Origin of the sequence: Pseudomonas sp. ANT_J12 (assembly GCF_008370045.1) — a bacterium.
GTDB lineage: Bacteria > Pseudomonadota > Gammaproteobacteria > Pseudomonadales > Pseudomonadaceae > Aquipseudomonas.
This window is the reverse complement of record NZ_VOBN01000019.1, coordinates 23,078-41,830: the sequence shown is the minus strand read 5'-3', so window position 1 is coordinate 41,830 and position 18,753 is coordinate 23,078. Positions and strand designations below refer to the sequence as shown.

Annotated in this window: 19 protein-coding genes; 9 read left to right on the top strand and 10 right to left on the bottom strand. The window is 60.3% G+C overall.

Going from position 1 to position 18,753, the window contains the following annotated elements; all coding sequences use genetic code 11:
- Positions 1–104: 104 nt before the first annotated feature.
- The 3 genes from FQ192_RS27255 to FQ192_RS27245 all read right to left on the bottom strand — a co-directional run bounded on the left by FQ192_RS27255 (position 105) and on the right by FQ192_RS27245 (position 3,140).
- Complete coding sequence (locus tag FQ192_RS27255; protein ID WP_149661290.1) at positions 105–1,088, bottom strand: TauD/TfdA family dioxygenase; 984 nt, start codon at positions 1,086–1,088, stop codon at positions 105–107.
- 39 nt (positions 1,089–1,127) lie between these two features.
- Positions 1,128–1,868 (bottom strand): thioesterase II family protein, encoded by a 741-nt coding sequence (locus FQ192_RS27250; protein WP_149661289.1) that lies wholly within the window; start codon positions 1,866–1,868, stop codon positions 1,128–1,130.
- A gap of 99 nt (positions 1,869–1,967) precedes the next feature.
- Positions 1,968–3,140 carry an MFS transporter gene (locus FQ192_RS27245; protein ID WP_149661288.1) on the bottom strand — a complete coding sequence of 391 codons (1,173 nt, stop codon included), beginning with the start codon at positions 3,138–3,140 and terminating at the stop codon, positions 1,968–1,970.
- Between the two features lie 186 nt (positions 3,141–3,326).
- Here FQ192_RS27245 and FQ192_RS27240 point away from each other — a divergent pair, with 186 nt between their 5' ends.
- The 5 genes from FQ192_RS27240 to FQ192_RS27220 all read left to right on the top strand — a co-directional run bounded on the left by FQ192_RS27240 (position 3,327) and on the right by FQ192_RS27220 (position 8,750).
- Entirely contained in the window at positions 3,327–4,127 is an 801-nt protein-coding gene (locus FQ192_RS27240) for an SDR family oxidoreductase (RefSeq protein ID WP_149661287.1), read from the top strand.
- Positions 4,120–5,946 (top strand): glycoside hydrolase family 15 protein, encoded by a 1,827-nt coding sequence (locus FQ192_RS27235; protein ID WP_149661286.1) that lies wholly within the window; start codon positions 4,120–4,122, stop codon positions 5,944–5,946. Before FQ192_RS27240 ends, FQ192_RS27235 begins: the two co-directional genes overlap by 8 nt.
- 216 nt (positions 5,947–6,162) lie before the next feature.
- Positions 6,163–7,044: a phospholipase gene (locus FQ192_RS27230; protein ID WP_149661285.1), complete on the top strand. Its 882-nt coding sequence runs from the start codon at positions 6,163–6,165 to the stop codon at positions 7,042–7,044.
- A 248-nt stretch (positions 7,045–7,292) separates the two neighbouring features.
- On the top strand, positions 7,293–7,682 hold the full coding sequence (locus tag FQ192_RS27225) for a hypothetical protein (RefSeq protein WP_149661284.1): 390 nt from the start codon (positions 7,293–7,295) through the stop codon (positions 7,680–7,682).
- Between the two features lie 165 nt (positions 7,683–7,847).
- Positions 7,848–8,750 (top strand): alpha/beta fold hydrolase, encoded by a 903-nt coding sequence (locus tag FQ192_RS27220; protein WP_149661283.1) that lies wholly within the window; start codon positions 7,848–7,850, stop codon positions 8,748–8,750.
- Here FQ192_RS27220 and FQ192_RS27215 read toward each other — a convergent pair.
- Positions 8,719–9,702, bottom strand: a complete 984-nt coding sequence (locus FQ192_RS27215; protein ID WP_149661282.1) for a GlxA family transcriptional regulator — start codon at positions 9,700–9,702, stop codon at positions 8,719–8,721. The two genes, FQ192_RS27220 and FQ192_RS27215, sit on opposite strands and share 32 nt — an antisense overlap.
- 92 nt (positions 9,703–9,794) lie before the next feature.
- On the opposite strand from FQ192_RS27215, the gene inhA reads away from it, so the two are divergent.
- Positions 9,795–10,478, top strand: coding sequence for an isonitrile hydratase (inhA, locus tag FQ192_RS27210; protein WP_149661281.1), 684 nt, complete (start codon positions 9,795–9,797; stop codon positions 10,476–10,478).
- Positions 10,479–10,511: 33 nt separating this feature from the next.
- Positions 10,512–10,931 carry a hypothetical protein gene (locus FQ192_RS27205; protein ID WP_149661280.1) on the top strand — a complete coding sequence of 140 codons (420 nt, stop codon included), beginning with the start codon at positions 10,512–10,514 and terminating at the stop codon, positions 10,929–10,931.
- A 494-nt stretch (positions 10,932–11,425) separates the two neighbouring features.
- Here the strand turns inward: FQ192_RS27205 and FQ192_RS27195 are convergent, their stop codons facing one another.
- Together FQ192_RS27195 and FQ192_RS27190 are read right to left on the bottom strand one after the other, a co-directional pair.
- Entirely contained in the window at positions 11,426–12,226 is an 801-nt protein-coding gene (locus tag FQ192_RS27195; protein ID WP_149661278.1) for an aminoglycoside phosphotransferase family protein, read from the bottom strand.
- Positions 12,227–12,727 carry an SRPBCC family protein gene (locus FQ192_RS27190; protein WP_149661277.1) on the bottom strand — a complete coding sequence of 167 codons (501 nt, stop codon included), beginning with the start codon at positions 12,725–12,727 and terminating at the stop codon, positions 12,227–12,229. It abuts the gene before it with no gap.
- Positions 12,728–12,895: 168 nt separating this feature from the next.
- Here FQ192_RS27190 and FQ192_RS27185 point away from each other — a divergent pair, with 168 nt between their 5' ends.
- Together FQ192_RS27185 and FQ192_RS27180 are read left to right on the top strand one after the other, a co-directional pair.
- Positions 12,896–13,300, top strand: coding sequence for a GFA family protein (locus FQ192_RS27185; RefSeq protein WP_149661276.1), 405 nt, complete (start codon positions 12,896–12,898; stop codon positions 13,298–13,300).
- Between the two features lie 62 nt (positions 13,301–13,362).
- Entirely contained in the window at positions 13,363–13,761 is a 399-nt protein-coding gene (locus FQ192_RS27180; protein WP_149661275.1) for a lysozyme inhibitor LprI family protein, read from the top strand.
- A gap of 112 nt (positions 13,762–13,873) precedes the next feature.
- Here the strand turns inward: FQ192_RS27180 and peaD are convergent, their stop codons facing one another.
- The 4 genes from peaD to peaA form a co-directional block, all read right to left on the bottom strand.
- Entirely contained in the window at positions 13,874–14,992 is a 1,119-nt protein-coding gene (gene peaD / locus FQ192_RS27175) for a quinohemoprotein amine dehydrogenase subunit beta (RefSeq protein ID WP_149661274.1), read from the bottom strand.
- A gap of 24 nt (positions 14,993–15,016) precedes the next feature.
- Positions 15,017–15,340, bottom strand: a complete 324-nt coding sequence (gene qhpC, locus FQ192_RS27170) for a quinohemoprotein amine dehydrogenase subunit gamma (protein ID WP_105339546.1) — start codon at positions 15,338–15,340, stop codon at positions 15,017–15,019.
- 1 nt (position 15,341) lies between these two features.
- A complete protein-coding gene (gene peaB / locus FQ192_RS27165; RefSeq protein WP_149661273.1) occupies positions 15,342–16,772 on the bottom strand; it encodes a quinohemoprotein amine dehydrogenase maturation protein in 1,431 nt (476 codons plus the stop codon).
- A gap of 82 nt (positions 16,773–16,854) precedes the next feature.
- Positions 16,855–18,435 carry a quinohemoprotein amine dehydrogenase subunit alpha gene (peaA, locus tag FQ192_RS27160; RefSeq protein WP_149661272.1) on the bottom strand — a complete coding sequence of 527 codons (1,581 nt, stop codon included), beginning with the start codon at positions 18,433–18,435 and terminating at the stop codon, positions 16,855–16,857.
- Positions 18,436–18,753: the final 318 nt, after the last annotated feature.

The window sequence follows — 18,753 nt, the reverse complement described above, 5'->3', positions numbered from 1 at the left end:
CCCGGTCGTATCAACAAGAACGAATGACAAACGTGATGATTTAGCGAAGGGCGACGAAGAACCTCATGCAGGAGCGGGCAAACCCGCTCCCACAGGGCGCAGAGTTAGAACTCGTCCTGCGAGTGCCCCTGGGCCATGGCGACGATGACTTTGCGCGGCCCTTCGAAGGGCGAGCGGGCATGGGCCGAAAGCATGTTGTCGAGCATCAGTACATCGCCTTCCTGCCACGGGAAGCTGATGGCGCAGTCATCGAGAACCGCACGGATCTCGCTGAGCACATCGTCTTCGATCGGCGAGCCGTCGCCGTAGTAGACGTTACGCGGCAGGTCTTCTTCATCGACGATGTCCAGCAGGCTCTCACGCACTTCCGCTTGCAGGTTGGAGATATGGAACAGATGCGCCTGGTTGAACCAGACCCTCTCACCGGTCACCGGGTGGCGGACGACGGCCTGGCAGGTCTGGCGGGTACGTAACTCACCGTCCTCCTTCCACTCGCAGAGGATGCCGTGGGCCTTGCAATAGGCTTGCGCCACTTCGCGGTCTTCGGTGTTGAACACGTCTTCCCAGGAGACATCGAGCCCATTGCCGAAGTTGCGCACGTACATCAGGCCTTTGCTGACAAAGCGCTCGCGGATCGCCACCGGGATGCGCCGATAAACTTCCCGACTATCGGCAATCGGCGTCTCACCGCCGGACCTGGCCGCGATCATGCTGTAGAACCAGATCTTCATCGGCCAGTCGCGGGAGTAGGCCTGCTCGTTATGCAGCGGAATACTTTGATGCGCCGGGTATTCGGTGGAGGTGTAAACCCCCTGCGTCACGCTGGTGCGCGGCGTAGAGCCGAACTCGTAGTTCAGCAACGGGTGACCGAAACCGGCGGCGAACTGCCGGAACGGCTCGGCACCGTCCAGCTTGAAGCCGCGAAACAGAATCCCGCCGTCACGCAGCAGGTGCTCATCCACTAATTCTTTCAATTCGTCGAACACCGCCAACAGGCTCGTGTCCGGCTGGGTCGCTTCCACCAGCAACGGCAAGCGACCCCGCGCCGGCATCAATGGCCGGACGGCAAATCCCACAGCAACACCCATGACGGGCCTCCCGTAAACACTCGAAAAGTGATTCGCGCGCTAATAAGCCGGCGCCGCCAACTGCGCATGTCGCCGGTGATGGACTTCCAGATGATTCTTGATAATCCGGATGACCTTGGCCTCATGCTCGTGAATAAAAAAGTGCCCGCCGGTCATCATGTCCACCGAGAAACTGCCGAGGGTTTCTTTGCTCCAACCGATCAATTGCTCGGTGGTGGCCTTGTCTTCCTTGCCACCTAGCACGTGCACCGGGCATTTGAGCAAGGGCCGCTCCATCGGGCGGAACCGTCCGCACAACATGAAATCGGCGCGCAGGATCGGCAGCGTCAGGCTCATCAGCTCCTGATTGCCCAACACCTCTTCGCTGGTGCCCTGGAAGGTGCGCAACTGGTCGATCAACTGCTCGTCGCTCTGGGCCTCGGCAAAGCCGCGGTCGTAGTCGCTGCGCATGCTGGGCGCAGCCGTGCCCGAGGCAAAAAGTGCCACGGGTTCAGGCGCGCCGAGGGCGCGAAATGCATGGCCCATCTCGCACGCGAGCAACGCGCCCAGGCTGTGCCCAAACAGGGCATAGGGCGCCTGCAAGCCCGGCAGATGTTCCCGGGCCAATTGCAGGGCCAGGGCGCGCATATCGGTTTGCAAGGGTTCGTCGTAACGGGCACCCCGCCCCGGCAGTTCTACCGGTTGCAGGTGCAGCCACGGCGGCAGTTGACGCCGCCAGCGGCTGTAGACCATGGCGCTGGCGCCCGAATAGGGCAGGCACAGCAGTGTCAGTTTTGTCACCGCATTTACCTCAATGGGTTATCTGTAAAAGAGAACGGATGAGGGGCGGTGCGAATTAGTCGGTGAGCGCGTGCAAGCACCCGCCGCCGACGTTTGACATCATTTCAGATGGCGCAAGCCCTGCACCGCCGAGCCCAGCACTACGGCCCCTGCCGCGATCGCCACCCAAAACCCGCTGCGCGCGCCGAACGCATCCACCAGCCAACCCGAACTCGCCGCACCAATCGCCACACCGATGCTCAACCCGGTGATCAGCCACGTCAGGCCTTCGGTCAGTTTGGCCGGGGTCACGATGCGTTCCACAAGGGCCATCGCCACAATCAGCGTCGGCGCAAAGAACAGCCCCGCGACGAACATCGCCAGGGCCAAGCCGAGAATGTTCGTCGCCAATAACAGCGGTAAGGTGGTCACGGCGGTCATCACACCGCCATACAGGAACAATCGCGGCAGCGGCGCTTTCGAGCGCAACGCGCCGAATGCCAACCCGGCCAGGCACGAACCGATGGCGTACACCGACAGCACGATACTCGCCGCCGCCGGCTGGCCCTGTTGTTCGGCGAAGGCGACGCTGACCACGTCCACCACGCCGACAATGACGCCCATGGCGGTCATCAACAGCATCAGCAACTGGATTTTCCCGGAGCGGATGATCGAGCCTTGATGATGAATTTCATGGAGATGCACGGGCGGTTCGGTGGCGCGCTGCAGCACGAAGGCCGGCACCCCGATGGCCAGCGCCAGCAGCGCCACCAAGGGACCGGCCTCGGGGAACGCCACCACGCTCAGCCCCACCGACAGCGGCGGCCCGACAATAAAGCAGACCTCGTCCAGCACCGATTCCAGGGCATACGCGGTTTGCAATTGTGGCTGGCCACGGTAGAGCTCGGTCCAGCGCGCCCGGACCATCGCCGACATACTCGGCATGCACCCGGCCAGCGCGGCGAACACGAACAGTGTCCAGTGCGGCGCCTGCAAGCGAGTGCACACCAACAGCAGCAACAGCGAACCACCGCCCAGCAGCGCCGCCCATGGCAGGATTCGCCCCTGGCCATAACGATCCACCAGACGCGAGACCTGCGGTGCACAAAACGCCGTGGCCAGAGCGAAGGTCGCCGCCACCGCGCCGGCCAGGCCGTAGCCGCCCTGCAATTGCGAAAGCATGGTGATCAGGCCGATGCCGGTCATGGAAATCGGCATGCGCGCGATCATCCCGGCCAGCACGAAGGCCCGGGCGCCAGGGGCGTTGAACAGTTCGCGGTAGGGGTTTGCCATGGGTTGCGGGCCTCGTTTCGGGCCTGCAAGTTGCCATAAAGGCGGGTTGAGGGGAAAGCGGGGAATTGTTGGCGGAATGTGAAGGGGCCCGCTCATGAAGAGTTCTTCACAGTCGACCCGCAAATGAACTCTCGCCCTCCCAAACCAGTCAGCTACTTAGGCCCTCACCGCAAGGCACTAACCTTCATGCAGATTTCCCTCGATCAACAAGTCGCCCTGGTCACCGGCGCCAGTTCCGGCATCGGTGCCGGCGCCGCCAAAGCCCTGGCCGCCGCCGGTGCGGCCGTGGTGCTCAACTACAACTCCGAAGCCGCCCCCGCCCAGGCACTGGCCAAACAGATCAACGACAGCGGCGGCCGGGCCATCGCCATCGGCGCCGATGTCTCGAAAGAAGAAGACGTTGAACGCCTGTTCGCCCAGACCCTGGACGCTTTCGGTTTCCTCGACATTCTGGTGGCCAATTCCGGGATGCAGAAAGACGCCAACGCCGTGGACATGACCCTGGCCGACTGGAACCAGGTGATTGGTGTCAACCTCACCGGCCAATTCCTCTGCGCCCGCGCCGCCCTGCGGATTTTCAACCGGCAAGGCATTCGCCAGGGCGTGTCCCGGGCGGCCGGCAAGATCATCCACATGAGTTCGGTGCACCAGCGCATTCCATGGGCCGGGCATGTGAATTACGCGGCGTCCAAGGGCGGCGTCGACATGCTGATGCAGACCCTGGCCCAGGAAGTCAGCCACCAGAAGATCCGCATCAACGGCATCGCGCCCGGGGCGATTCGCACGGCGATCAACCGCGCCGCCACCGAGGGCGACGCCGCGCAAGAACTGCTCAAACTTATTCCCTATGGCCGCATCGGCGACGTCGACGACATCGCCAGCGCCGTGGTGTTTCTCGCATCTGATGCCTCCGACTACATCGTCGGCACCACCCTGTTTATCGACGGCGGCATGAGCCTCTATCCGGAGTTCCGTGGCAATGGCTGATCATCATCCCGAACGACAAAGCGCCATCGACGCCCACGGCATCATTGGTGACATGCGCAGCGCGGCACTGGTCAACGACAAGGGTAGCGTGGATTTCTTCTGCTGGCCGGAGTTCGACAGCCCGTCGATCTTCTGCTCGTTGCTGGACACCCCCGAGGCCGGGATTTTCCAGTTGGCGCCGGACCTGCCCGACGCCCGCCGCGAGCAAATCTACCTGCCGGACACCAACGTCCTGCAAAGCCGCTGGCTGAGCGATCGCGCCGTGGTTGAAGTCACCGACCTGCTGCCCATCGGCGACAGCGAGGATGACTTGCCGATGCTGATGCGCCGGGTGCGGGTGGTTAGCGGCAGCGCGACGATGCACATGCGTTGCGCGGTGCGGCACGACTACGCCCGGGCGAACACCCGTGGCCGCATGGACGCAAAGGATGTGCTGTTTGACGCCGCCGACCAGCCGTCCCTGCGCCTGACGTCGGACCAGGCCTTGAGCCTCGACGGCAACGCCGCCATCGCCGTATTCACCCTTGAACAAGGCCAAAGCGCCGAATTTCTGCTGGGTGCCAGCGACGACCCGCGCTTCCAGGAAGGCGCCGCCGCACTGTGTGTGGAACGCACCCTGAAGTTCTGGCGCGACTGGATCGGGCAGTCCAACTACCGCGGGCGCTGGCGGGAAATGGTCAACCGCTCTGCCCTGGCGCTCAAGCTGCTGACCTCGCGCAAACACGGCGCGATCCTCGCCGCCGCGACCTTCGGACTGCCGGAAACTCCCGGCGGCGAACGCAACTGGGATTACCGCTACACCTGGATCCGCGACGCCTCGTTCACTGTCTACGCCTTTATGCGCCTGGGCTTTGTCGATGAAGCCAACGCCTACATGAAATGGATGCGCGGCCGGGTCAGCGATTGCCACGGCCAGCCGATGAAAATCAACATCCTCTACGCCATCGACGGCCGCCAGGAACTGCCGGAAACCGAACTCACCCACCTGAGCGGCCACGGTGGCGCAACACCGGTGCGCATCGGCAACCAGGCTTACGATCAGATCCAGCTCGACATCTTCGGCGAGTTGATGGACGCGGTGTACCTGGTCAATAAATACGGCGAAGCGATTTCCCATGAAGGCTGGAAGCACACGGTCGAAGTGGTGGATCAGGTCTGTGAAACCTGGCAGAGCGAAGACGTCGGCATCTGGGAGATGCGCGGCGAGCAGCATCACTTCCTGCACTCGCGCCTGATGTGCTGGGTGGCGCTGGACCGCGCCATTCGCCTGGCCTCCAAACGCTCCCTGCCCGCCCCGTTCGCCCGCTGGGACCAGACGCGCCAGGCGATCTACGCCGACATCTGGGAAAACTTCTGGAACGAAGAACGCGGGCACTTCGTGCAGCACATCGGCGGTACCGCCCTGGATGGCTCGATGCTGCTGATGCCGCTGGTGCGCTTCGTCAGCGCCAAGGACCCGCGCTGGCTCTCGACCCTGGAAGCGATCCAGAAAACCCTGGTGCGCGACGGCATGGTCTACCGCTACCGCAACGACGACAGCCAGATCGACGGTTTGTCCGGCACCGAAGGCGCCTTCGCCGCGTGTTCGTTCTGGTACGTCGAATGCCTGGCCCGGGCCGGTCAGGTGGAAAAGGCGCACCTGGAGTTTGAACAGTTGCTGCGCTATGCCAACCCGTTGGGGTTGTATGCCGAAGAATTCGACAGCCATGCGCGGCATTTGGGGAATACGCCGCAGGCATTGACGCACCTTGCGTTAATTAGTGCAGCCAGTTTCCTCGATCGAAAGTTGAGCGGCGAGAAGAACTTCTGGCAACCATGAGAGACGTCGCCGGTTATTACCCTGGTGTAATGCCGGCGATTAATTAGTTCAACTCAATAAAATAACAGCCGCCATTCTATTGAATCTTATTGCGACACTTTCCAACTTTCTTTCCATCCGCCCGTCCGATTATAAAGTGCTCAAGCCCGAGACCTGCACAACACATCAGAAGTAAGGCTTACTACTTTTATAAACCATTCAATAGAACTATTTAGCATGAGCAATTCAATCACCCGCAACAACTACGCCAACTGGATGAGCACCACACCAGACATTGATCATTTAAACATTGGACTGTTTGTATGGCCTGGTTGCCACAATGCCGGCATGGACTGGGACATCGGTCATCCGTTCCCGGAATCGACAACCGCCAACTGGGCACTTTGTCAGAACCATGACTTACTGTGGCAAATGAGGAATGGTGCACGCTCGTTTGATCTGCGCATCATGAAGCGCAACAATGAATTCATGACTTTTCACGGATCCATCCGTGGCCGGCGACTCAGGGAAATCATCGCCTCGGCCAATACCTTCCTTGATGAAAATCCTGATGAGTTCATTATTCTCGACTTCAATACATTGCAAAGCGAAGTCGATAACCGGTTTGATTTTCAGGCGTTCGAAAAAGAACTGCTGCAGGGGCTAAAAGAACGGCTGATTCCCCGTCACAACAGGCACCTCACTTTCGCACAACTAAAAAACGCCAGCCAAAAACAGCGAATCATTCTGTCCGTTGCCTATTATCAAATGTTCTATTCCGACCTGTTCTGGCCTGAATTTGAGAATCGCTGGCAAGGGGATACATTCGTTTCAACCCAAGACCTCGCGAAGTACGTCGTTAACGTCATGCAAAATCCACCGACGTCCAGCTACCCATGGCGGTTATCCATGACTCAATACACACTATTACGCGGCCCGACCAAGCTGACCAAAGAAATCAACACCTGGTTTGATTTGGACAGTTACCTGCTTTACCGCTCCAGCATTGTCAGTGTCGACTTCTTTGAAGAAACTAAACTCGTTGAATACTGCATCGCCGTCAACAGCCGCCTGGTCCGGGATCCCGATTTGAAACGACCTTACCGATTAAGCGTTTAAACCGATCGTGAAGGTCATACCTAACCAGCAAACGTTGTCGCAAATGTCTTTTTTTTGATCAGGCTCTGTAGGAGCGGTTCTTTAGATCGTTCCCTACAGCCGTTAAACAGCACCTTGGGATTCACTGCACGCAACGTCCGTCCGACACTCGGAAATACCTTGTTGCCAGCTGTTACATCCGCCCCTAACATCCACCGTCAACGGGTACAGCGGAGCTGTCCAACAAAACCCGAATTCAAGGAAACAGAATGATCCAGCGCATCCACCGCAGCATCGACGCGCCACTGCGTTCCGGCCTGAACCGGGACGAACTGTGGGAAGCCCATGACAAGGGCCTGATCAAATGCTGGGAAATCGGCCGCCAACGCGCCACCCGCTTCCCCGACATGGCCCAACAGTGCCTCGCCGGCGAACTCCCGGTGCTGGGCTGGAAGGGTGGCGTCAGTCGCAGCCTGAAAAAACTCGAAAAATACGGATCCCTCAAATACCTCGCGCAATGGCAGGGTTTGCGTGGGGAGGATCTGGATATTGATTTGGCCACGGAGCGAGTGTTGACCTGTTCCCGGACGAAAATGGTGGTGACGTTTACGCCGGATCGGTCGAAATATTTCAATCAGGTGGCTGAAACAGAAACCTGAGACGCTCACGTTCTGTGGCGAGGGGGCTTGCTCCTGCTTGGCTGCTCAGCAGTCGCAAAGATATTGGGGGCGCTTCGCACCCCAGCGGGAGCAAGCTCCCTCGCCACAGCCCCTCCCCACAAGATGATGTAGTGTTCCCGGATGCCAATGCTCAGGAGTTCGATCATGAACCCGTCGCCCGTCATTCAGCACATTGAAACGCCCAGCCTGACTATCGCCTACGAACACCACGGCCCCACCACTGGCGAGCCAATCATCCTGCTCCACGGCTTCCCCTACTCCCCCCGCGCCTTCGACGAAATCGCTCCAGCCCTGGCGGCACAAGGCTATCGCGTCATCGTCCCATACCTGCGCGGCTACGGCCCGACCCGTTTCAACAGCCCTGACACCCTGCGCTCCGGCCAACAAGCGGCCCTCGCCCAGGATCTGCTGGACCTGATGGACGCCCTCGCCATCGCGCAAGCCGCGCTCTGCGGCTATGACTGGGGCGGCCGCGCGGCGTGTATCGTGGCGGCGCTGTGGCCGGAGCGGGTTCGCTGCCTGGTCACGGGTGATGGCTACAACTTGCAGGACATTCCCGGCTCAACCCAGCCACAGACCCCGGAGACCGAACATCGCCTCTGGTATCAGTTCTACTTCCATACCCCGCGCGGTGTTGATGGCTTGACCCAAAATCGCCGGGCCTTTTGCGAACTGCTGTGGCGTCTGTGGTCACCGACCTGGGCCAGGAATGCCGAGCGATACCCCTTGAGTGCGCCGGCCTTCGATAACCCGGATTTCATCGAGGTGGTGATTCACTCGTATCGGCATCGCTTTATGTACGTTGCGTGCGATCCGGCGCTGGAGTGGATGGAGGAAGCGCTGGCCAGGCAACCGCCCATCAACGTGCCAACGATTTCCCTGTGCGGCGCCGATGATGGCGTGGGACCTGCGACGGAGGTCGACGAAGACGTCGAGCACTTCACCGGCCATTACGAGCGCCGCGTGTTGGCGGGCGTCGGGCATAACATTCCCGAAGAAGCCCCCGAAGCGACGATCAAGGCATTACTGGATCTACTGAAAGGCTGACGCTGAAGCGCTCGCGATAGGCCTGCGGCGTCACGCCCATGGCCCGCAGGAAACTGCGGCGCAGGGTTTCTTCGCTGCCGAAGCCGCATTGCACCGCGACCCGCTTGATCGGCACGCCAGTGTCGCTGAGCAGCCGGCGCGCGGTTTCAACGCGAATCAATTCGATGGCCCGGGCGGGGGTCTGGCCAGTGTCGGCGCGGTAGTGGCGGATAAAGCTGCGTTCGCTCATGCAGGCCTGCTGGGCCAGGGTCGGGACGCCGAGGTCCTTGGTGAGATTTTCGCTGATCCAGGCGTGAAGTTCGTCGAAGCGGTTGCCTTCCTGTTGCAGGGACAGGGTCACGCTGAACTGCGACTGGCCGCCCGGGCGCTTGAGGAACACCACCAGTTGCCGGGCGACGTCCAGGGCCATGGCGCGACCGAGGTCTGCTTCGACCATGGCCAGCGCCAGGTCGATGCCGGCGGTAACCCCGGCCGAGGTCCAGACCGGACCGTCGTTGATGAAGATCGGGTTGGGTTCGACTTGCAGGCGCGGATGCTGTTGCGCCAGCTCTTCGCAACGGGTCCAGTGGGTCACCACACGCCGGCCATCGAGCCAACCACTGGCTGCCAGCAAAAACGCCCCGGTGCACACCGAAGAGATCCGCCGACAACCCATCGCGTGTTCACGCACCCACGTCACCAGAGACTGATCCTCCGCAGCCGCGTAAACGCCCCAACCGCCAGCGATGATCAACGTGTCGCTGCCGCCCGAGGGCAGCGGTTCAGCCAGCAGCGCCAACCCCGCCGACGACATCACCGCCCCGCCACCACTGGCAATCACCGACGGCGCATAGGGCGCCGGCATGCCCCGTTGACGGGCAATATCATTGGCCGAGGCGAACACCTGCAACGGCCCGGTGACGTCCAGCAGTTGTACGTTGGTGAACGCGAGCACATGAATGGCTTTGGGCATGATTGGCGTAATTCGTGGGGTTATTGGCGGATACGCCAAAGCCTACGAGCCTACAGTGAAGCCGTCCACCCCCCAACCCGGAGAAAAACGCCATGACGTTGCAGATCGGTTTTCTGTTGTTTCCCCAGGTTCAACAACTGGACCTGACCGGCCCCTACGACGTGCTGGCCTCGCTGCCGGACGTGAAAGTGCATTTGATCTGGAAGGATCTGGTGCCCGTCACCGCCAGCACTGGCCTGGTGCTGAAGCCGACCACCACGTTCGACGATTGCCCGGCGCTGGACGTGATCTGCATTCCCGGCGGCAGTGGCGTCGGACCGTTGATGGAAGATGAAGTCACCCTGGAGTTCATCAAGGCGCAGGCGGCCAACGCCCGTTATGTGACATCGGTGTGCACCGGCTCACTGGTGCTCGGTGCGGCGGGTCTGCTCAAGGGCAAGCGCGCCACCACGCATTGGGCTTACCACGATCTGCTCGCCACTTTGGGCGCGATCCCGGTGAAGGATCGGGTGGTGCGCGACGGCAACCTGCTGACCGGTGGCGGGATCACCGCGGGCATCGACTTCGCCCTGACCCTGGCCGCCGAGTTGTTCGACAAGGACACCGCGCAAGTGATTCAGCTGCAACTGGAATACGCGCCGGCGCCACCGTTCCAGTCCGGCAGCCCGGAAACCGCGCCGCAGGGCATTGTCGAAGAGGCGCAACGGCGAGCGGCCCCCTCATTCGTGCAACGCAAGCTGATCACCGAGCGGGCGGCGGCCAGGCTCGGCCTTTGATCCTGAACGCAACGTAATCCGTAGGAGCAAGGCTTGCCCGCGATGAACGATGACGCGGTTCTATCTGGACCACCGCGTCAGCTTCTTCGCGGGCAAGCCTCGCTCCTACACAAGCAAAAGCGTGGTGTTGCCGATGCTTTTCGACAGACGAAAAAAAACCCGCCGAAGCGGGTTTCTCAAGACCATTGCGACTTCCTGTCGGCAGCCATCCTGGCTAATGGTCGATCATCCGTGATCCTGAGCACTTCCTGTGCTGTAGGAGCGAGGCTTGCCCGCGAAGGCGGACTGTCAGTGATTACGATGCTGGATGTGCCGCCGTCTTCGCGGGCAAGCCTTGCTCCTACACAAGCAAAAGTGTGGTGTTGCCGATGCTTTTCGGCAGACGAAAAAAAACCCGCCGAAGCGGGTTTCTCAAGACCATTGCGACATCCTGTCGGCAGCCATCCTGGCTAATGGTCGATCATCCGTGATCCTGAGCACTTCCTGTGCTTCAGTTGATGGATCCAAGAATAGGCGCTTCAACGAAGCTTAAACAGACGACATATCCGCGAGTGCGTGTAAGCGATTGACCATTGGTGGCCAAAATCCATGCTCGTCCACTCTGTAGGAGCGAGGCTTGCCCGCGAAGGCGGCGGCATATCCAGCATCGATATCACTGAAAGACCGCTTTCGCGGGCAAGCCTCGCTCCTACAAAAAACGTGGTCCGACGGATGCTTTTCGACAGGCCAAAAAAAACCCGCCGAAGCGGGTTTTTCCCAAGACCATTACGACTCCCTGTCGGCAGCGTGTCCTTGCTTATGGTCGATCATCCGTGATCCTGAGCACTCCCTGTGCTTCAGTTGATGAGGCTAGATTACGCTTCGGATCCAATGTGCAATAGACGACATAGCTACTACAGCGTGTAAGACATTCGCCATAGCGCCCCTTCCGAAAACCCTTAGACGCATCAGGCATTCAGCCTGCAAGCCGCGAGTTCAGCGACCTGCAGCTGACCTTCGGCCGCCAGGGTGTCGCCGTCTTCCAAAAACCACGCCGCCGACAATCCGGCAAAGGCGAACACCCATTGCAGCAAGCGCCGACGTTCAAGTCCCGCCGCTGCGCAAACAACCCCGACTTGCCGTTCAAAGCGTAGAGGATCTGTCGCCGTAGGCAGTTCGGGGTTGCAGATCAGGTTGGCGTAGTCGTAGCCGCGCTCGCCGGTCACCCGTTTCGGGTCGATGGCCAGCCAGCCGCGGGGGCCAAAATCGAGAATATTGTCGTGATGGATATCGCCGTGCAGCACCACCACGTCTTGCGGCTCGGCGAGCAAGGCTTCGGCCGTGGTCAGGCAGAGGGAATAGCGGCCACCGTGTCGTTCGGCGGCCAGGCGTAACGATTCAAACCATTGCACCAGCGGCACCAGCGGCGGCAAAGGCGATGGACGCGGCGCATGCAAGCGCGCCACCGCCGCACACATGATCCGGCTGGCTTCGTCGTCCTGCCCGTTGAGCGCCATGTGCATCAGCGAACGCTCGCCCATGGCACGCTCCATCAGCAACCCGTCGCCGTGCTGGGCGAACACCTGGGCCGCGCCCTCGCCGTCCCACCAGGTCATCAGCAGATTGCCGAATTTTTCCTCGGCATCCACCGCCACCTTCAACATCGCCGGCACCTCGGCCCTGCGTACCGGCAACAAGCGACTGCCAGGGGTGATGATCGGCTGGCCGTCCGGCTCCAGTAACCAGCGCTTCAACCAGGGTTCAAACATTCACTCTCCATGATGCTCGCGATGATGTTCGCGGGCCTTGGCGCTGGTTTTCAGAAACTCTTCGATATTGTTCATCTGCTCATCCCAACCGCGGCTGTCCATGCGGAAGGCCTTGAGCCTGCGCTCTTGGGGAATGTGATCGAAACCGGATTCGGTCACCTTCAGCAAGGTGCCGTCATCCATGTCTTCAAGTTCGAACAGCACCAGGGTGGTGGGCTCCTGGGAATAGTCGATGTGCGGCTCCACGGCATACGGGTGCCAGCGAAACGAAAACACCCGCTCCGGCTCGACCCGCTCCACCAGGACATTCCACAGCAAGTGCTCATAACCGGGGTAGGTAATCTGCCCCTGGGTCCATTCACCGGCGACAAAGCGCTTGCCCTCCAGCGCCACGCCAAACCACTGGCCAAACGCCTCGGCATTGGCCAACACGCGCCATACATGCGAACGCGGCGCCTTGAGCACAATCTTCCTTTCGATGCGATCTGATGCTGGGTTCATAAGTCACCTCCTGTACTGAACAGTAGGCCTGTAAGACCACAAGACCAACCCTAAAGTTGTATCAAGCGGGTTCGATCGTCGCTCTCGGGATCTTGGTTACGCCTCGAAAAGTGCGCGAAGGTGCATGTTAAAGTGCGCAACGTGTGAATTTCAGGCCAAGGACGATCCATGCCACTCCCCACCCTGCGCGGCAGCTGCCTGTGCAAAACCATCGAATATCAGCTCGACGGCCTCGACATGCCGATCGTTCATTGCCACTGCCAGACTTGCCGCAAGGCCCACGCCGCGGCGTTCGCCTCGACCGCCGGAGTCTTGCGAGAGCATTTCCGTTGGACCAGGGGGCAGGATCGGTTGAGTACCTTTGAATCGTCGCCGGGCAAACTTCGCCATTTTTGCTCGGTGTGTGGTTCGCATTTGATGGCGCAACGGCTGGCTCAGCCGCATGTGATCGTGCGGGTGGCGACGCTGGATGATGATCCGGGAATGTTGCCGCAGGCGCATATCTGGACATCTCATGATGTGCCTTGGCTTGACGATGAAGGCGTTGAAAAATCCCCTGAATGGCAGACATGAATGGTGAGTCGCAGATTCGCTACACTGCCCTTCACTTCCCCACTTCACCACGAGAATCCCCCATGCACCCACGCTTTCTCCTGGCCCTGACGCCGCTGCTGTTCATCACCGCCGCTCACGCCGTGGACTGTGACAACACCACCCAGGGCGATATGAATCAGTGCGCCGGCCAGCAGTTCAAGGCTGCTGATAAAGAGCTGAATACGCTGTATCAGCAGATCACCAAAAGGTTGAAGGACAGTCCCGATGCCAAGAAGCTGCTGGTCAGCGCCCAGCGCAATTGGGTGGCCTTCAGGGATGCCGAGTGCAAGTTCTCCGCTTCCGGGGTGGATGGCGGCAGTGTTTATCCGTTGATTTACAGCAACTGCACGACCAGTCTGACGAAGTCGCGGGTCGAGGCGTTCAAGAACTATTTGAAGTGTGAGGAAGGGGATTTGAGTTGCCCGGTGCCTGGGGCTTGATGATTGTGTGTCTGTGAGGGGCTCATCGCGGGCAAGCCTCGCGCCTACAGGGGAATGTGATCATCTGTAGGAGCGAGGCTTGCCCGCGAAGGCGTCCGTCCAACCGCCACAATTACCGAACAAATATCTGCGCCGTAGTAATCGCCATATCCCCACCCGGCAACTTGATACTCCCCACCTGTTTCAAACTGTCGGCATCAAAAATCGCCACATCATTGAACGTCCCGGCCAGGTAGATCTTGCTGCCGTCCTTGTTGAAGGAAATGCAGTAGTAGGAATGATCCAGCGTCGCCGCCTGGAGCATCTTCTTCTGCTTGATGTCGTACTTGGCCAGGCGATTGAGTACGCCGAACATCAGGTTCGGGTCCTTGGGCGAGCGCATGCCGCTGAAGTAGATTTCCGTCAGCGGGCCGAAGTCGGTGGTTTCAGTCTTGCCCGTTTTCAGGTCGATGCTGAACAGCCCGTAGAGGTACTCGGCGGTTAAAGGATCCTGCTTCTTGTCCTTGAATTTCGCCGCGGTGTAGAGCAGCGAGAAGTCATGGCGATACGTCTGCTGGTTCCACACGTAGAGCACGTCCGGCGCACTGTAGTTCTCGCGTTTCCAGTGCCGGCTCGGGATCAGCACGTCGAACTTGCCGGTTTTTACATCGACCTTGTAGACATCCGCCCCCGCCACATACAGCGTGCCATCGTCGCCACTTTGCATGATGGTCAACTGCCGTGGCGCCGGGAAGCTGCGCACAGGTTTGGCGTCCATGCCGGCGTCGGTGGCGTACACGTCGAGCCGAGGCTGTTGCACTTCGTAGCGGTCGTTAAGCATCAACGTCGGGTTGGCGATGGCAAACAGTTCCTTGCCATCGTGGCTGAGGGTGAAGGCGAACATCGACTTGGCTTTCTCACCCGGTTTCTGAGTGATGCTGGCGTGGAACACCTGTTTGCAGCTGTCGAGTTCGACGCCGTAGATGTCCGCGTAGTGGTTGTTCAACACGTAGGCGGTCTTGCGATCCGGCGCCAACTGCACGGTGCCCGGGCCGAAGGCGTCCGGCAGCTTGCAGGTCTTGAACAGGGTGTCGGTGGCGAGGTCGATCACGTGCAGGTTGTTCGGGTAATTGGTGGTCAACATGTACTCGTGACCGTCTTGCAGTGCAGTGTTTTCATCGGCCAGAACGTTGAGCGAACAAACGCTCAGGACGGCGAACGCGGCCAGGCCGCAGGCTTTGATGCTAGGCATGCTGGAATCCTTTTATCTGACCGATCACTTGTCTTTTGGAAAGACAGTCCCGAGGTTGCGCCAGTTTTCGTTGGACGCCTGGGCGTCCTTGTTCCAGTCCGGGTAGGTGCTCATCATGTCGGGCACCTGGGCCGGCCACCAGCACGGGTCGGAGCAGCCATACAAGTCGGCTTCCATCGGCTGGCACAGCGACGACACCCCGCCAAACGCATCGATTTCCCAACCCGGGTCGGTGGTCGAGGCGCAGCCGGCAACGGAACTCATCGCCACCACTTCTTCAATGCGGTTTTCGGCGGCGGCCTGGTCGAGCTTCAGCGCTTTGTTATTGATTGCCTTGAGATGTTTCATATCAGTGAGCCTTGCGCGGAGTGATGTAGCTGCTGATAAACGCAGGGTTGTGGGCCATGATCCGGGTGTAGACCTCGATGCCGAAGTCGACCCAGTCACGCATCAGTTCGCAGTAGTGATAGGTCGGGTGGGTCGGGTCGCCGTAACGCGCATAGCTTTCGTGGTAGCAGCCGCCGGAGCACAGGTTGCGGATCTGACAGTCCTCGCACCCGGTGTTGGTGCGGTCCAGGCGTTGGGACAGGAAGTCGTTCAATTCCACCTGTTTCACGCCGCTGTGGACATTGCCGAAGGTCGGCAATGACGAACCAGTGAAGCGATGGCACAGGTTCAGCTCGCCCTTGTGATCCACCGCCAGCATCTTCAAACCGGCGCCGCATGGCAGGGCTTTTTTGTGGCCTTCGTGGATGTCGGTGATCAACTGGTGCAGGTTGGAGAAACCGATGTTGCGGTGCTCCAGCGCCGCTTCCAGATACCGCCGACCGAGCTTCTTCATGTTGGCGAAGACTTCGATCAGCTCATCGCTGGACAGGTTGAACGTGCTGATATCGCCCGAAGTCACCGGGGCAAACCCGACTTCGGCAAACCCCAGTTCGTTGAACAGGTGATCCCAGATGGTTTCGACGTCAGTAACCCCAGTGGTCAGGGTCACCCGCGCGCCCACCGGTCGGCTGTTGTAGCGCGACAGCAGCATCTCGGCTTTGCGCCGCACCACGTCGTACGTGCCCTGCCCGCCTACGGTGATACGGTTGCGATCGTGCACGGTTTTCGGCCCGTCGATACTCACCGACAGCCCGAAGCGGTGTGCGTTGAGGTAGTCCACGGTGTCTTCGGTGAGCAGCGTGGCGTTGGTGGTCATGACGAATTCGACGAACTTGCCGGCTTCCGAAAACCGCTTCTCACAGTAATCGACCATGTACTCGATCAGCTTGCGATTGCTCAGTGGTTCGCCGCCAAAAAACACCACGGTGAACCGTTCTTCATCCGGGGATTCACGCAGCAGCATTTCCACCGAAGCGACCGCCGTGTCGATATCCATTTTCTTGCCCGCCGACGGCTTGTCGAGGTCTTCCTTGTAGCAGTAGGTGCAGCTCAGGTTGCAACCGGTGTTGACGTTGAGCACCACGGTGTTGATCGCCGTGCGTTCGACCCGTTTGGTGCCGATGTCCGGGGTCAGTGGCGAGCCGTCGCTGACCAGTTCCAGGGCCATCAGCTCGCGCAGGGTTTCGGTGATTTCTTCGCCGTTGAAGCGCGCGGCCAAGCGCTCGATCAGGTCATCCGACGAGCAGCCGGGACCGCGCAAGGTATCGATGATGGTGCCGGTCAGTTCATCGCTGGCGAACAGCGAACTGCTAGGGATATGAAACAGCATGCGGTCGGCATCGACGTGCACTTCGTGCAGATTCCGTTCGACCAGATTCAAAATAGCGCCCATTGCAACCTCCTGTGCAAACCCCGGTTGGCGGGGCATGCGGTCATTCCAAAAAAGTGTCTGAAACCGTTAACGATCAGCCAACTCATGGAATGGGTGGATTGTTCCAGCGTTGTACCGTGACGATCATGTGGCCTTCGCCGGTCAGGGATTTCCCTGCGTCGTCGACGGCGGCGATCACCTTGAGGTTGCCGGCATTGTTGGTGGACATCTTGCGCTGCGGGTTCGGCCCGGCATCGCCTGGGGTGAACACGCCGCTGTCGGCCTGCATGGTGCCGGCGAACTTGACGTCTTCGTCTTCCTTGGCGCGGTCGTCGAACGCTTCGACTTTCCATTGCGCCGGGAACACGCCGATGCGGTACGGCTTGCCGTCAGCACCTTTGCCCCACGCTTCCGCATCGAAACGGCCCTGGACTTTCGGCGTCGAACCGCCCCCCTCGCCGATCCGCGCCACGGAGAATTGCGGCACGACTTTGACGCTGGCAATCGAGCTGTAGACCGACAGGGTCGGGCCTTTCAGCGTGCCGACGGTGACGTTACGCAGCCCCGGTTGGGCATTGGCCGCAGCCTTGAGTTTGACGCGCATCCGCTCAGGACTTTGCTCGATGACAGATACCACTTCCACGCCTTTGCCGAAGTTCGGTTTGCCGCTGAGCCCGCTGCCGATCAACGTCACTTCAGTTTCAGCGCCCGCCTTCAGATAGCCCGGCTGCACCGCCAGCAAACGACTGCTGCCCTGCTTCGCTGCGACGAAGTCCAGGCCACGCTCATCGTGCTCGGCCTCGAACATCCGGCCTTGCATCGCGTTGCCCTGGGCGGCGAATACCTGGCGCATGGTCACGCCATCGACGGTCACGTTGCCGCGCCATTCGTAGCCGCTGTAGAGAATCGCGCTGCCGTCGCCGTTGAACGGGCTGCCATCGGCGTACTGGCCTTTGACGCTGACCTTGAAGGTGTCGCCGGCATCGGCGCTGACGCTCATCACGCCGGCCAATTCACCCTTGCCCGGCAAGTGACCGCTGAAGCTCCAGTCGCCCACCAGCGCATCGCTTTTCGGCGCGGTGCTCAGCCACTTTTTCCAGGCCGGGTTGTCCAGTGGATATCGCTTGGCCAACAGCGGCACCATGTCCTTGCGGGCGATGTCGAACCAGTCGCGATCCCGGGCCAACGCCTGGTACTCCAGGGACGGCCATTGGCCGAGGTGGAAGTTGACCAGGCGTTCCCATTCCTGGGCGGGACGCCGTTGCAGGGCGACCCGCGCACCGGAGTGGCAGCGGCCGCACATCTGGCTGGTCTGGTCGTCGAATTTTTCGACGGTGTTGAGCCGCCGTTCCAGCGCATAGCGCACGCCGTCGGTTTCGCTCGGCGCCAGGCCCTGGGTGTCGGCCAGGTATTTGACCAGGGTGCGGCGGTCGTCATCGCTGATCTGCAAACCGTGCATGGTCTGCATCCGGGCGATGCTCATCAGCCAGCCTTCGGGGGTTTTGCGCTGGTGGCTGATGCGGCTCAGGGTGTTATCGGCTTCGGGGGTGTGACAGCCCTGACAGGTTTCCTTGAGGATGATCTGGGCATCACGGGCTGCCAGGCTGTCAGGCGAATGCAGCGCCACACAAGCGGCCACGGCCAGCAGGCCGGCGCTTATGCCTGATCGGAGTCTTCTCTTCATCAACGTCGAACCTCGCACGGTGCTTTCTTATTGTTGTGGCTTATCGTTTTTATGGTTTCTACCGCCGGCGGCGCACCGCAGACGGAGGCAAGAGAAACGTCTGCCATGAGCAATACACGGAGCGTGCCAGCTTATCGATATCCTTATTAATCAATCAGTTACTTGAATATTCCTACCGAAAGCCCGGCCCGACCCGGATCGCCTGCGTCTAATATCGCGACAGCTGTTGCAACCTGAGACAAGCGTAGCTGCCCCGGCGCGAACACTTCATCGCCCGACGATTGACGGCTGATCGGCCCGGGTGCGAAATGGCTGTTC